Source organism: Citrobacter sp. KH_055_1, assembly GCF_057838705.1.
In genome coordinates this window covers 1,187,147-1,202,430 of record NZ_CM174473.1, presented here as the reverse complement: position 1 = coordinate 1,202,430, position 15,284 = coordinate 1,187,147, and the positions used below count along the sequence as shown (strand labels likewise).

The following is a 15,284-nucleotide window of genomic DNA, read 5'->3' as shown; positions in this document are numbered from 1 at the left end:
TTCACTTCATTTTAATAACATTATTATCACTGATGTTTATTATAAAATCATGCTGCACGCCAAAAATAAATCACTTAAAATACAATAATATAATAAAACACATATATTTTATGTGGCGTTTACACTAACCCACCTGAAATATCGCCGTATATTTTTAACAGACAGAAGTTGCGGAATACTTTCTTTCTGACTATATCATCTAATACGAAAGAACTATTCAACGCCGAGGCCAATTTTTATTTACTAACCAAACAGACATCTCTGTGACCTAATCAATGAAACTACATGTGTAAATTCATCTTCACGATGAACGGGGCAGCTGTCTGCTCATTTTCCCAGAACGCTGTTGCGGATTAATTCCCCCGGCAAGCCATCAGGAGTGAACATATGCGTCATCTCGCCGTTGTATCAAAATTGACTGGTGTATCTACGAATGTTGAAGCCTCTGAAGTGACGCTCAGTACACCGTCCATCGTGAAATTATCCGTTTCGCGTGAAGACATCAGCCAACTGACCCGTATTAACCAGGATCTGGTGGTCACACTCCGCTCAGGTGACGTAATTACGATTAAAAACTTCTATGTCGCAAACGGCAGTGATAAAAGCCAACTCGTTCTCGAAGACAGCAACGGTGCACTGTGGTGGGTTCAGGATACTGATGGCGCATTCCACTTCCAGCATCTGGACGATCTCACACCGCTGATGGCGGCTGAAGGCAGTCATGACGGTGGCGCAGTCTGGCCGTGGGTTCTTGGCGGCGTGGCGGCGGCGGGCGGAATTGCCCTCGCGGCGGGCGGTGGCGGTGGCGGTGGCGGTGGCGGTGGTGATAATCCCGGGAACGGGAATGGAAACGGGAATAATCCGGGAAACGGCAACGGTAATAACCCCGGCGGTGGAAATGGCGATGGCGACGGTGGAACCCCACCAACAACGCCAGCGCTCCCCGGCGTTCCCGTCATCACCAGCGTAGTCGATAACCAGGAGCTGATTACTGGCATTGTCAATCAACAGGAGTCCACCAACGACAATACCCCTACGCTTCAAGGGACGGGAACGGCGAATACCACGTTGCATATTTTCGATAATGGCAAAGAGATTGGCCAGGTCACCATTGATGCCAGTGGTAACTGGTCATTTACACCATCTCCCCCTCTCGCGGATGGTACCCACCAGTTTACAGTCAGCGCGTCGAACAGCGCGGGCAGCAGTGGCATGTCGGACAGCTGGGTCATTATCATCGATACCCTTGCCCCCGATGCGCCTGCTCTCTCTCAGGAACTCGATGATGTCGGATCCATTCAAGGTTTTATCGCCAGTAACGCCGTGATCGACGATGACACGCCGACGCTCTCCGGTATCGGTGTTGCCGGCAATTTCATCAGCGTCTACGACAACGGTATCCTGATTGGCATGACGCAGGTTGATGAGAATGGTAACTGGACATTCACACCGGATACGCCGTTGAGCGAAGGCGTTCACAATCTGACGCTGACGCAAACCGACCCTGCAGGTAACGTCAGTGCAGAAACCACAGTGCCCACCTTCACTGTCGATATCACCCCGCCTCCGGCGGCAGCGATTACCAACGTCAACCCGGAAGGGACAACGGTCACCGGCAGCGCAGAGCCAGGCAGCACGGTCAGTATTATCGGCAGTAATAATCTGCTGCTGGGTTCGGCAGTTGTAGGCCAGGACGGCACTTTCAGCATCGCGATTTCACCGTCGCAGACCCACGGTGAATCACTTACCGCAAAAATTCATGACGAAGCCGGCAACGTCGGGCCAGACACACCATTCAACGCTCAGAACTCAGGCTATCCTGGCGTACCGGTTATCGTCAGCGTGATGGATGACGTCGCCCCGTCAACCGGGCCGTTGAGCAATAATCAGGCGACTAACGATAACAAGCCCACGCTTTCCGGTACCGCTGACGCCAACAGCACAGTGAATATTTACGACAACGGCGTAGCGGTCGACAGCGTACAGGCTGACGGCAACGGCAACTGGAGCTGGACATCAAGCTCACCGCTGGATGACGGCCCGAACGCCTTTACCGTCACCGCAACCAACCAGTCGGGTACCGGGGGAGTGTCGACCGCATTCAACATTAATATTGATACTCTGCCGCCGTCTGCGCCTGACGATCTCAACGTCTCGGCAGATGGCGCTGTCGTAACCGGGAAAACCGAGCCCGGCAATACCGTGGTGATCACCGACAGTAAAAATACCCCCATTGGCAGCGGCGTCGCCGGGCCGGATGGTTCATTTACCATTACCATCAAACCGCCGCAGACCAATGGCGAAACGCTGACAGCCATCTCGACCGATCCCGCAGGAAACTCAAGTCCGCCAGAAACGGCAGTTGCGCCGGACATCACCGCCCCACAACCGCCCACAAACCTGGTGATTAATGGCGCGGGCAACGAGGTCACCGGCAAGGCCGAGCCTGACAGTACGGTCAATATTCTGGATCCACGCGGCAATATCATTGGCACAACGACAGCCACTGCAGATGGGGACTTCACCGCAGCGCTGGTACCGCCGCAGACGAATGGTGAGATCCTGACGGCAAACGCGACCGATGCAGCAGGTAACAAAGGGGGCAATGCCTCCGTCACCGCGCCGGATACCACGGCACCGGATGCACCGACAGATGTTATCGTCGCTGGAAATGGAGGGTCGGTGAGCGGCCACGCCGAGGCCGGAAGTACCGTCACCGTCAAAGACAGCGATGGTCATATTATTGGCAAGGGCCAGGCGGACAGCGGCGGCAACTTCACCGTGTCAATCGCACCGGCGCAAATCAACAGTGAGACGGTTACCGTCACCGCCACGGACGGCAAAGGAAACGAAAGTCTGCCAACTTCAGCAATAGCACCAGATCTCACTGCACCCGAACAGCCGATTATTATCGCCGTCACAGACGATGTTGCGGATTACACTGGCCGCATTGATGACAATGGATTGACCAACGACGATAAACCCAAAATTGAAGGCACTGCCGAGGCCAACTCTCAGGTTAAGATTTACGATAACGGTAACCTGCTCGCGACCGTCACCGCAGATAGCAACGGCAACTGGAACTATACCCCCACCACCGCGCTGGCGCAGGGTGCGCACGTCTTTACGGTGACGGCTACCGATGACGCCAGTAACACCAGCAGTGCCGCCAGCTGGAAAATCATTGTCGACAGTATCGCCCCCACCGTACCGGCCATTACGCTTATCAACGATGACGTCGGCAGCATCACCGGCAACGTCGCGAACAACGGGGTCACCAATGACAAAACCCCCACGTTCTCAGGGACCGGTGAACCCGGCTCGCTGGTGACGCTGTATGATAATGGCCTGCAGATGATGGTTATTCTTATCGACAGAACAGGCACCTGGAGCCATAGCGTGCCAGCCAATGAGGCCCTTAGCGAAGGCACCCACCGTTTTACGCTGACCGCAACGGATGCCGCCGGTAACGTCGTCACCGCCCCCCCTGTCATCATAACGGTCGACACCAAAGCGCCCGATGCCCCCATTATTTCGAGCGCCACGGACGACGTAGGTAGTTTGCAAAGCGACCTGACCAATGGTGGACGTTCAGACGATACCCTGCCGCTGCTGAAAGGCACCGGAGTCGCAGATTCCACGATCACAATTTACGATGGGGCTACCCCCATAGGCACTGCCACAGTGACGCCGGAAGGAAGCTGGAGTTTTCAGGTCACTCAACCGCTGAGTGAGGGTCCACACGCGCTGTCAGCTATTGCGACAGATAAAGCGGGTAACGCCAGCAGTGCCGGTAATTTCACGCTGACGATTGATACCACGCCGCCAACCGCCCCTGTTATCACCTCAGCGGAAGGACTTATTGGCAGTGAGACAAAACTGCTGGCTAACGGCGGGAGCACCAAAAGCGACAACCCCAAGCTGTCAGGCACCGGCGAGCCGGGTGCGACAATTACCGTTTTTGATAATGACGTCCGTCTGGGTACGGCCACCGTGCAGCCAAACGGCACCTGGACCTTTACTCCAACGTTGCTTACAGACGGTCCACACAAATTCACCGCCACAGCGACGGACGTGGCTGGCAACTCGGGGATCCCGTCCGCCGGCTTTACGCTGACGGTAGATAACCTGCCGCCCGCGAAGCCAGAGCCGCCAACCATAACCGATGACGTCAATCCGATAACGGGAATTATCACCAACGGCATCACCAACGATACCACGCCAACCTTCAGCGGTACCGGGAGTGCCGGAGATGTTATCGCCATCTATCTTGACGGCAGAACCGAACCGCTAGGCACGGCGACGGTCGGGGCGGATGGCACCTGGAGCTTTACGCCAACCGACCCGATTAATCCAGACAGCTATCAGGTCACCCTCACCGCCACCGATCCGGCGGGCAACGTCAGCCCGCGTTCGGATGCCGTCACCCTGGGCATCGATACGACGCCGTCCGCGCCGCCGGTTATCACCGCGGTTAATGATGACGTCGGCGATGTCAGAGGCGATCTCGCCGCCGGCGCGGTGACGGATGACACCACGCCGACCATCCGCGGAACCGGCTCCAACGGTGACATAATCACCCTGTACAATGGCAGTACGGTAATTGGCACGGCTACCGTTGCAGGCGGCGTCTGGAGTATCACGCCCAACCCGGCGCTGACCAACGGCAGCTACACGCTGACCGCCATCGCCACCGATGCGGCAGGAAATGCCAGCGACGCCTCAAACAGCGTCTCGTTTACGGTGAACAGCACAGCATTGAAGTTGCCCCAGGTCACGGATATTGAAGATGACGCTGGGGTTATTATCGGTTCGCTAACCAACAACAGCGTCACGGACGATACCACCCCGACGATCAGCGGAACCGGTACACCAGGCAGCACGGTCATCATTTTCGATAATGGCACCGTCGTCGCCGAAACCACCGTAGCCGCAAATGGCAGTTGGAGCATAGACGTTCCCCTGACGGGCGATGGCCCACATCCGCTGACGTTCGGCGCGAAGGACGCTGCCGGTAACGTGCTGGCAGCAGGAAACCCCGTGACGTTAATCGTCGATACCTTGCCACCTGCAATGCCAACCGTCAGTGGCGTAGATCCAAACGGGACGCTGGTTAGCGGCACGGCCGAACCGGGCAGCACCGTTATCATTCGCCGCGACAACACGATTCTCGGTCAGGGTATTGCCGACGACGAGGGAAATTATTCCGTTACCCTCTCACCGGCGCAAACAACCGGTCAGGCGCTGGACGCTATCGCCCAGGACCCGGCAGGTAATCAGAGCGATCCCACGCCGTTTAACGCCGCGACGTCCAGCATCCCCCACCCGCCGACGCTGGAAATTGTGGACGATGTGGCCCCGGTCATGGGCGTGATTGGCAGTGGTAAAACTACCAACGACATCCTGCCACTGTTGCAAGGAAAAGCGACTCCAGGCGCAACCGTGAATATTTATATTGATGGCGTATTGCAGCCCACCACAGTGACCGCCGATGCCACCTCCGGCGCATGGAACTATCAACTGTCCACGCCACTGACAAACGGTACCGCGTATAACTTCACCGTGTCGCAAACAGTAGGTGGTGCAGAGAGCGGCCAATCACCTAATTACACCATCACTATCGATACCTTCGCCCCGCAGGCGCCGATCATTACCAGCATTATTGACGATGTCACGCCCGGTACGGGCACGTTAGACAAAGGACAACTTACCAACGATTCCCGACCAACCTTTAACGGTACCGGCGAAGCAGGCGCAACCATCACTCTCTACGATGGCAACGGTGTCTATGCCACCACCACCGTCAACAGCAACGGATTCTGGAGCTATACCCCAACCAATGCCCTGGGCGAAGGCCCGCATGACTTCACCGTGCGCGCGACGGACGCAGCAGGCAATCAGGGCGCTGCCTCCGACAGTTTCCGCATTATTGTCGATACCTTAGTCCCGGACGCGCCGTCCATTGTGACGGTGAAGGACAACGTCGGCACGGACCAGACGCTCACCTCCGGGCAGTCGACCAACGACAACACCCCAACACTGGAAGGCGTGACCGAGGCGAATTCGGTCGTCACTATTCTTGATAAAGGTACGGTAATCGGCACCACCACCAGCGACGCAGACGGCAACTGGAGCTTTACACCTGCCCCAGCTCTCGGTGAAGGCAATCACGCGTTAACCGCTACCGTCACCGATGGTGCGGGCAACATCAGTCCGGCAACGCCGCCGTTCTTGCTGGTTGTCGATACACTGGCGCCAGCCGCGCCAATCATCACCTCGGTGATTGACGACCAACCGGGAAATACCTCACTGACGAACGGGCAACTGACTAACGACGCGCAGCCAACGCTGAACGGCAAAGGGGAAGCCGGGGCGACTATCACGATAAAAGATAAGGGTGTCGAAATAGGTACCGCGCGGGTAGACGAATCCGGTAACTGGACCTTCACACCGGAAAACGCGCTGGGTCAGGGGCAGCATGTCTTCACCGCAACAGCCACAGACCAGGCCGGTAATACGGGTGGGGCGTCCTCCGCCTTTACCCTTGAACTGGATTCCGTTGCCCCGCTGGCGCCGGTCATCGGTAACGTACAGGACAACACGGCCCCCACCACCGGGCCAATAGGTAACGGTCAGACGACCAACGAAACCCGTCCAGCGCTGAGTGGAACGGGTGAAATCGGCGCAACGATTACTATCCTGAGCGACGGTTTACCCATTGGTACCACCACCGTCGGTGCAGGCGGCACCTGGAGCTTTACGCCAACGGACGCTCTGAGTAACGGTCCGCATACGCTGACCGCCACCGCCACCGACAGCGCGGGCAATACCAGCCCGGCCTCCAGCGGCGTTACGTTCACGGTTGATACGGTATCACCGAACACGCCGGTTATTACCCAGGTCAGCGATGATGTCGGCCCACTAACAGGAAATCTAAACAACGGTCAGGCGACAAACGATGCGCGCCCTACCCTTAACGGTACGGCGGAGGCCAATTCGACGGTCAAAATCTATGACAACGGCACGCTTATCGACACGGTTTCTGCAGACGGAAACGGCGTATGGAATTTTACACCGGGGAGTGCGCTGGGTAACGGCAATCACGTGTTGACGGTGACATCCACCGACGCGGCCGGCAACGTCAGCGTGTCGTCTGCCGGGTTTGCCCTGATTGTGGATACCGTCGCCCCGCTGGCACCCACCATTATCCAGGCCTTTGATGACGTACAACCGGGCACCGGCACGCTGTCGAGCGGTGCCTGGACCAACGATACCCGCCCCGTGCTGAGCGGTTCTGCGGAGGCCAACGCCCGGATTGCCATTTACGACAACGGCACGCTGCTGACGACAGTTACCGCAACAATAGACGGCACCTGGGAGTTTCTGTCCACTACGCTGGGTAACGGCCAGCATGTCTTTACCGCCATCGCCACGGATGCGGCCGGAAACGTCGGCCCGGCGTCAAGCGGATTTATTCTCAACGTTGATACCGTTGCGCCATCAACGCCGATCCTGACCTCGGTGGTGGATGACATCACTGGCGGCGTGTCTAATGCCGCACTGAGCAACGGGCAACTGACCAATGACGCCCGCCCTACGCTTAACGGTACCGCCGAAGCGGGCAGCACCGTCAATATTTATGACGGCAGCACGCTGCTCGGCACTGCTCTCGTGCAAAGTAACAACAGCTGGTCGTTTACCCCAACGACACCGTTGGGGAATGGTTCGCACACCTTTACCGTCACCGCCACCGACCCCGCGGGCAACACCAGCGGTGCAACGGCGGGCTTTACGATTAACGTGGACACCACCGCCCCCACGCTGCCGTCAATTAGCAGCATTGTTGATGATGTCGGTCCCAATACCGGGTCGATTGGCAACAACCAGCCCACCAATGACGCGCGCCCCACGTTAAACGGCACCACGGAAGCCAATGCCCGGGTTGATATTTATGACAACGGCAACTTTGTCACCAGCGTAACGGCGGATGGCAGCGGCAACTGGAACTACACCCCGTCAACCGCACTGGGTCAGGGCCCCCATTCATTTACTATTACCGCAACGGACAGCGCGGGCAATACCAGCGGCATGTCGGCTGCCGCGTCGATTGTGGTCGATACCGTCGCTCCGGGTATTCCCACCGCTCTGGCGGTTAACTCCAACGGTACTGTGCTGACCGGCGTTGCGGAAGCCAACAGCACGGTGATCATCACGACAAGCAGCGGCACCGTGCTCGGCACCGCCACGGCCAACGCCGCCGGCAACTTCACCTTTACCCTCAACCCGCCGCAGATCAGCGGACAAACGCTGCAGGTTAGCGCGCAGGATGCCGCCGGGAATACCGGCACGTCAGGCAACGCGCTGGCCCCGTTTACCGGGGTGCCACCCGCACCGATTATCGCCAGCGTTTTTGATGACATTGGTACGGTCACTGGCAATGTCGCCGCCGGAAAAACCACCAATGACACCCGTCCGATGCTCAGCGGCACGGCACAGGCTAACGCCGTCGTCAGCCTGTACAACAACGGAACATTGATGGGCACCACAACCGCGGACGGCAACGGACTGTGGAGCTTTACCCCCTCCGGCGCGCTCAGTGAAGGCAACCACGCGTTTACCGCCAGTGCGGCTAACGCCAACGGTTCCGGCGTATTGTCTGGCGCGTTTAACGTCATTGTCGATACCACGCCACCGCCGCCGCCATCGGTGCTGATCAGCGCCGACGGCGGCACGGTCAGCGGCATCGCCGAAGCAGGCAGTACGGTCACTATCTCCCTGCCCGGAGGCGGCAGCATTACGGCGGTCGCCAACAGCAGCGGGGTCTACAGCGTCACCCTGCCGGTACGCCAGATTGAGGGCCAGTCGTTGTCCGCTACTGCGACCGACGCGGCAGGCAACACCTCAACGCCGACAAGTATCCTCGCACCGATCTTACCGCTGCTGGCTGAAGACAACGTCACTCGTCTGGCGCTACAAACCGACTTCACGGTTACCAACGAGCACAAAAGCGATTATGGCTTCCTGCTGGTCGGTGCAGTGGATAATGTGCTGAAGGTACTGGGAGACAACACTGCCCTCGTCAACTTCAACATCCAGACCGGCGGCAGCGGCACCATCACCATCAACGCGGCAGCAACCGGCATTGTGCTGTCGCTGCTGAGTACCATGGAGATTGTTATCCAGCGCTTTGACTCCACGCTCAACGCCTGGGTGACGGTGGTCGATACCGGTAAAGCTGATTTTGCCGACCTGCTGACGCTCAGCGCCTCCGGCGTGACGCTCAACTATGGCGGGCTTACCGGTGGGGACTACCGTGTCGTCAGCTACAACACCAGCCTGCTGGCGACCGGAGCCTTCACCAGTCTGGACGTGGCGGTGGTCAAAACCAGCGCCGGAACGATCACCGGCGGCACCAGCGAATCCGGCAATATCATCACCGATACTGACCCCACCAACGGGCAGGATAACGCCCCATCCGGCACGCGGGTGACGTCGATTACCGATGGCAACGGCAATGTGGTGAACATTCCGCTGGGCGGGGCTAGTGTAGAGGGTAAATACGGCACTCTGCATATTAATCAGGACGGGAGTTATACCTACACTCTTACCGATAAATCCGCCTCGGTATACGGTCGCTCCGAAAGCTTCACCTATACGCTGACGCACGGTAACGACCACTCTTCGGCAAAACTGGTGGTGGCGCTGGGTCAGGGTCCGACGACCAGTACGGTAACGGCAGCAGACGATGTGGCCTCACTGACCTACGGCACCGAGGTCAGCGTGGTCGACCACGGACCATCAAAACAAACCGGCTTTACGCTCGCCAGCGTAGGCCTGGGGAATGTGCTGGACGTCAGTCTGGTCGACGGGTTAACCAACCCCATCAAATTCAACGTTGAAGATGGCGCCACCCGCACGCTGACGATTCAGGCCGACGTTCTCGGCGTAACGCTCGGCGGCTTTGATCTGTACGTCTACCGTTTTAATGACGCTATTCAGCAATACGAGCAGTATCGGGTACAACCCAACTGGGTCACGGCAGTATTGGGTGGAAAATCAAAAGATTTCACCATCACGCTGCCGGGCGGTGACTACCTGTTCCTGCTGAACGCCGGCGGCGGTCTGGCGCTGTTGACCAGCTACACCCTGAATATTCAGGCCGATCACACCTATGCGGTGGACAGTCTGAGTGCCTCAACCAACGGTAATATTCTGGCCAATGATTCCGCGCCCGCCGGTACGGTTATCACCGACGTGAACGGCGTCGCAGTCAATTTAACAGGCACAACCCGTATTGAGGGACAGTACGGCACACTCACTATCGATGCGAAGGGGAACTACAGCTACACGCTGAAAAGCGGACTGGGCGCGGACAGCATCAATACGCCGGACAGCTTTGTGTACACGGTCAAGGCGCCAAATGGCGATACCGGCAGCGCGTCGCTGAACATCAAACCAACCCCGCAGGCGCTGGACGCGATAAACGACACCAGCAGCCAGATGGCGGTCACGACGTTGCAGGATACGTCTCAGCCCTTTAGTGATACCAGCGTGGGATCGGCCAGTTGGACCACTGTGCTGGGGCCCAGCTCGAAAAGTGGTACCGGAACAGTTGAAGTCGCAGCGGGTACAGCGGTGCAAAACGTGGTGCTGCATTTTAACGTGGCATCAGGACTGACGCTGGGTGGACTAAACGTAACCTGGGCGCTGTACGACAGCAATGGCGTTAAAGTTGCCGGGGATACTTTCAACGGCGGGCTCCTGATCGGCGGCAATCTTGATATTGCCCTGAACGGACTGGTGCTGCACGCCGGGAACTATCGCCTCGACTATACCGGCAACGCGGGTGCGCTGGGGCTAGGCACCATCACCATCACCCCCAGCGTGAAAGGGACAATAGTCGATCTCGATAACTTCGAAACCGCGGGCGTCAATAGCGTCACCGGCAACATCTATGACGGCGACCATATCGCCAGCGTGCACACCTTGCTGACGGTGAACGGCGCGGGCGGCAGTACCGCCACGCTGGATCCACTGGGCAGCAGCACCGCCAGCGCCACGATCAATGGACTGTACGGCAAACTGACAATGGGCATTGATGGGCATTACACCTATACCCTCAACAGCGATGTCTCACTGGAATCCATCAAGACCAAAGAGACATTCAACTACACCCTTAACGACCAGAAAGGACATACCGATAGCGCCACGTTGACCATCGATATGAATCCACAGGTGATCAGCACCACGGAGGCCGATCGGGTTATCGGCAGCGCGTACGGCGATACGCTGATTTACCACCTGCTCAGCGCCAATAACGCAACCGGCGGCAACGGAACCGCGGACACCTGGAGCAACTTCTCGCTGGCGCAGGGTGACAAAATCGATATCGGCGACCTGCTGGTGGGCTGGAACGGGCAGAACGCCACGCTCGGCAATTATCTCACCGTGTCCACCAACGGTAACAACACCGTGGTGTCCATCGACCGCGACGGTACGGGCGCCACCTATCAATCAACCAGCCTTGTGACACTGGAGAACGTTCACACCACGCTCGATGAGCTGATCCAACAAAATCATATTGTGACCTGACGTGAGCACCAATACGCCATAACAACAGCCCCGGATACTATGACGTCCGGGGCAATAACAGTCGTCACTGCCGTATTTTGAAAGGGATATACGATGAGAAATGTCGCCTCTGTTACGTTGCTGCTGGCATTCACGCTCTGTTCCTTACAGGTGAATGCCGAAGATGAACCGCAAATCATTACGCCGGAAGGGCTGGCCACCAGCCAGATGCTCCCCTCTCTGGATGGATCGGTGGCCGAACTCCCGCTGAGCGCCGCCGCGCCCGGCAACCTGACACTTAACGATGCGGTAAGCCGCGCCGTAAGCTGGCATCCTGCGATCCGTGAATCGATCGGCAAACTGCTCTCGCAAAATGAGCAGATCGACGTGGCGAAATCCAAATACTATCCGCAGGTCACGGCCGGGGTGAACAACGGCTACAGCAATACCTATAACGATCATGGTTTCAGCCCGTCGCTGGTGATCTCGGTCTCGCAAATGCTGTATGACTTTGGCAAAGTCGCCAGTCAGGTACGCGCCGAGACTGCGGGGGCCGCCCAGCAGCAGGCTAACGTCTTACTCAGCATTGACACCGTCGCCCACGAAACTGCCAACGCCATTGTGCAGGTACAGTCCTGGCAGCAAATGGTCGACGCCGCCGAAGCGCAACTCTCCGCCCTGAACGGCATTGGCAGGCTGACCCGACAACGTAACGATGAAGGAGCCACGTCGCTCTCTGACGTTGTACAAACCGATGCGCGTATCGAATCCGCTCGTTCGCAGCTGGCGCAGTATCAGGCGAACCTCGACAGCAGCAAGGCGACACTGATGAGCTTTCTTGGCTGGAATTCGCTCAACGGCGTCAGCAACGCGTTCCCGGTGAAACTGGACAGCAGCTGCGACATCACTAGGCCTGATGACAGGCTGGTACCTGCCGTGCTGGCAGCCTGGGCGCAGGCTAATGTTGCACAGGCCAATCTGGATTACGCCAACGCGCAGATGACGCCCACTATCTCTCTTGAGCCTTCCGTGCAGCACTATCTCAATGACAAATATCCCAGCCATGAGGTGCTCGACAAAACGCAGTACTCCACGTGGGTAAAAGTCGAGATGCCGCTGTATCAGGGAGGCGGACTCACCGCCCGACGCAACGCCGCAGGTCATGCGGTAGACTCGGCACAGTATTCCATCCAGCGCACCCGCCTTGACGTGCGCCAGAAACTGCTCGAATCCCGCAGCCAGGCGATGAGTCTTGCCACCGCCCTGCAGATCCTGCGCCGCCAGCAACGACTGAGCGAACGCACGCGCGAACTGTATCAACAGCAATATCTGGATCTCGGCTCTCGTCCGCTGCTCGACGTGCTTAACGCCGAGCAGGAGGTATATCAGGCCCGCTTTGCCGAACTGCAAACCCAAAGCCAGCTTCGTCAACTCCAGCTGAACTGCCTCTACAATACCGGCACGCTGCGCCAGGCGTTCGCCCTCAACAATCGCAGCATCCAGTCAGTGGAGATCCAGCTATGAGCCACGTCGAGCCGGGTGTAGAACAGACGATTAGCGAGTCCGCCCTGAACCTGTGGGCGCAGGCCATTAGCCACATTGCCAGCCACTATCGCGTCACCTGCTCGCCCGGCGCGATTCAGGCCAACGCTCCGTGGTTTGCCGGAAAAAATAAGCCCCTCGCCCTGACGCAACTCGCGCGCCAGGCGGGGCTGTCGTTTCATACGCTGGATACCACAAAACAGCTGTTCAGCCAGTGGCGTTTACCGGTTGTGGCGGAGCTACGCGACGGCCAAATTATGGTAATAGAGCACTTCAACGGTAACGATGCGCTGGATGTGTTTATCATCGCCGAAGAAGGCCAGCGCAACCGGCTGGCGATTGCCGAGCTGCTGCCGGAGATCCACACCATTACCGCCCTGCGCCCGCTGTCGGCGCTCAAAGACAGTCGGGTCGACCGCTATGTTTCGCGCTTTAAGCCGGACTGGATGCGCGACCTGGTGCTACAGGACATCCGGCCTTACCTGCCGGTGATGGTAGCCGCGTTCCTGATTAACGTTCTGTCGCTCGCCGGGATTATCTTCTCGATGCAGGTTTACGACCGGGTGATCCCGGCCCAGTCGTATCCCACGCTGTATGTGCTCTCGACCGGCGTGCTGGTGGCGGTGCTGTTCGGCTTTTTACTGCGCGAAGCCCGTACCCATATCATGGATGTGCTCGGCAAGCGCGCCGACATGCGCATTTCCGATCGCGTGTTCAGCCACGCACTGCGCCTGCGTAACAGCGCCATCCCCCGCTCCACCGGCAGCTTTATTTCCCAGCTCCGCGAACTGGAGCAGGTGCGGGAGATGATCACCTCCTCAACCCTGTCGACCCTTGTCGATCTGCCCTTTTTCTTTTTGTTTATCGTCGTGATGGCCTGCATCGCCCCGCAGCTGGCGTGGATAGCGCCCGTCGCTGCGATCCTGATGATCCTGCCTGGCCTGCTGTTACAGAAGAAGCTGGCTATGCTCGCCAACCAGGCTGCACACGAGTCCACGCTGCGTAACGCGGTGCTGGTCGAAAGCGTCCAGGGGCTGGAGGACATCAAGCTGATGCAGGCGGAGAACCGCTTTTTGCAGCAGTGGAACAGCTACATCCGCATTACCGGCGAGTCCGGACTGCGCACGCGCAAGCTGACTCAGGGGCTGATTGGCTGGGGCATGTCGGTACAAAGTCTGGTCTACGCTGCGATTATTATGTTCGGTGCGCCGATGGTCATCGAAGGCACCATGACTACCGGCGCGGTCGTGGCGGCCTCAATGCTCGGCTCAAGAATGATTGCCCCGATGGCAAATCTGTGCGGCGTTTTGGCGCGCTGGCAGCAGGTCAAGGCAGCGAAGACGGGGCTGGACAGCATTATGCAGCTCCCCACCGAAACCCAGCACGATGAGAATCGGGTACATCAGGAAATCTTTCGCGGGCACTATCTGTTTGAGAACGCCCACTTTCGCTACCACAGCGACGATCAACAGGTGCCGCTGCGCATCGCCCGCCTCGAGGTGATGCCAGGGGAACGCATCGCCATCCTCGGGCGTAACGGCGCGGGGAAATCCACCCTACTACAGGCCATGGCGGGCGGTGTGGAGCTGATTCAGGGCGACGTCCGGCTCGATAACCTGAGCCTGGCACAGATCGACATGGCCGATTTACGCCGTAACATCGGCTTTCTCAGCCAAAATGCACGCCTGTTTTTTGGCACGCTGCGTGAGAACCTGACCCTCGGCGCCCCGCATGTCAGCGATGCTCAGATATTCGACGCGCTGGAAGTCAGCGGCGCAGCCACCTTTGTTAAACACCTCGCCAAAGGGCTGGGACACCCGATTATGGAAGGCGGTAACGGCCTCTCCGGCGGGCAGCGGCAATCCATTCTGCTGGCAAGAATGCTGCTGCGCTCGCCCAATATTGTGCTGCTCGACGAACCCAGCGCCTCGCTGGATGAACATACCGAGCGGGAGTTTATTCAACGGCTAAACCAGTGGCTCGGCAACCGCACGCTGATCGTCGCCACCCATCGCGTGCCGGTTCTGGAACTGGTCGAGCGCGTGGTGGTGTTAAAAGAAGGTCAACTGGTGATGGATGCCCCGAAAGCACAGGCGCTGAACGCGAGTCGCGCGCCTGCACAGACTCACGGTCGGGAGTGGAAAAATGAAAACCAATCCGCATGATGCCGC

General features: G+C 58.1%; 3 protein-coding genes. All 3 read left to right on the top strand.

Going from position 1 to position 15,284, the window contains the following annotated elements; all coding sequences use genetic code 11:
- Positions 1 to 387: 387 nt before the first annotated feature.
- The 3 genes from AC3ITF_RS05620 to AC3ITF_RS05610 all read left to right on the top strand — a co-directional run bounded on the left by AC3ITF_RS05620 (position 388) and on the right by AC3ITF_RS05610 (position 15,278).
- Positions 388 to 11,592, top strand: a complete 11,205-nt coding sequence (locus tag AC3ITF_RS05620; RefSeq protein WP_489176212.1) for a BapA/Bap/LapF family large adhesin — start codon at positions 388 to 390, stop codon at positions 11,590 to 11,592.
- A 93-nt stretch (positions 11,593 to 11,685) separates the two neighbouring features.
- A complete protein-coding gene (locus AC3ITF_RS05615) occupies positions 11,686 to 13,095 on the top strand; it encodes a TolC family outer membrane protein (RefSeq protein WP_181624596.1) in 1,410 nt (469 codons plus the stop codon).
- Positions 13,092 to 15,278, top strand: a complete 2,187-nt coding sequence (locus AC3ITF_RS05610; RefSeq protein ID WP_489176211.1) for a type I secretion system permease/ATPase — start codon at positions 13,092 to 13,094, stop codon at positions 15,276 to 15,278. The genes AC3ITF_RS05615 and AC3ITF_RS05610 overlap by 4 nt, the downstream gene beginning before the upstream one ends.
- Positions 15,279 to 15,284 lie beyond the last annotated feature (6 nt).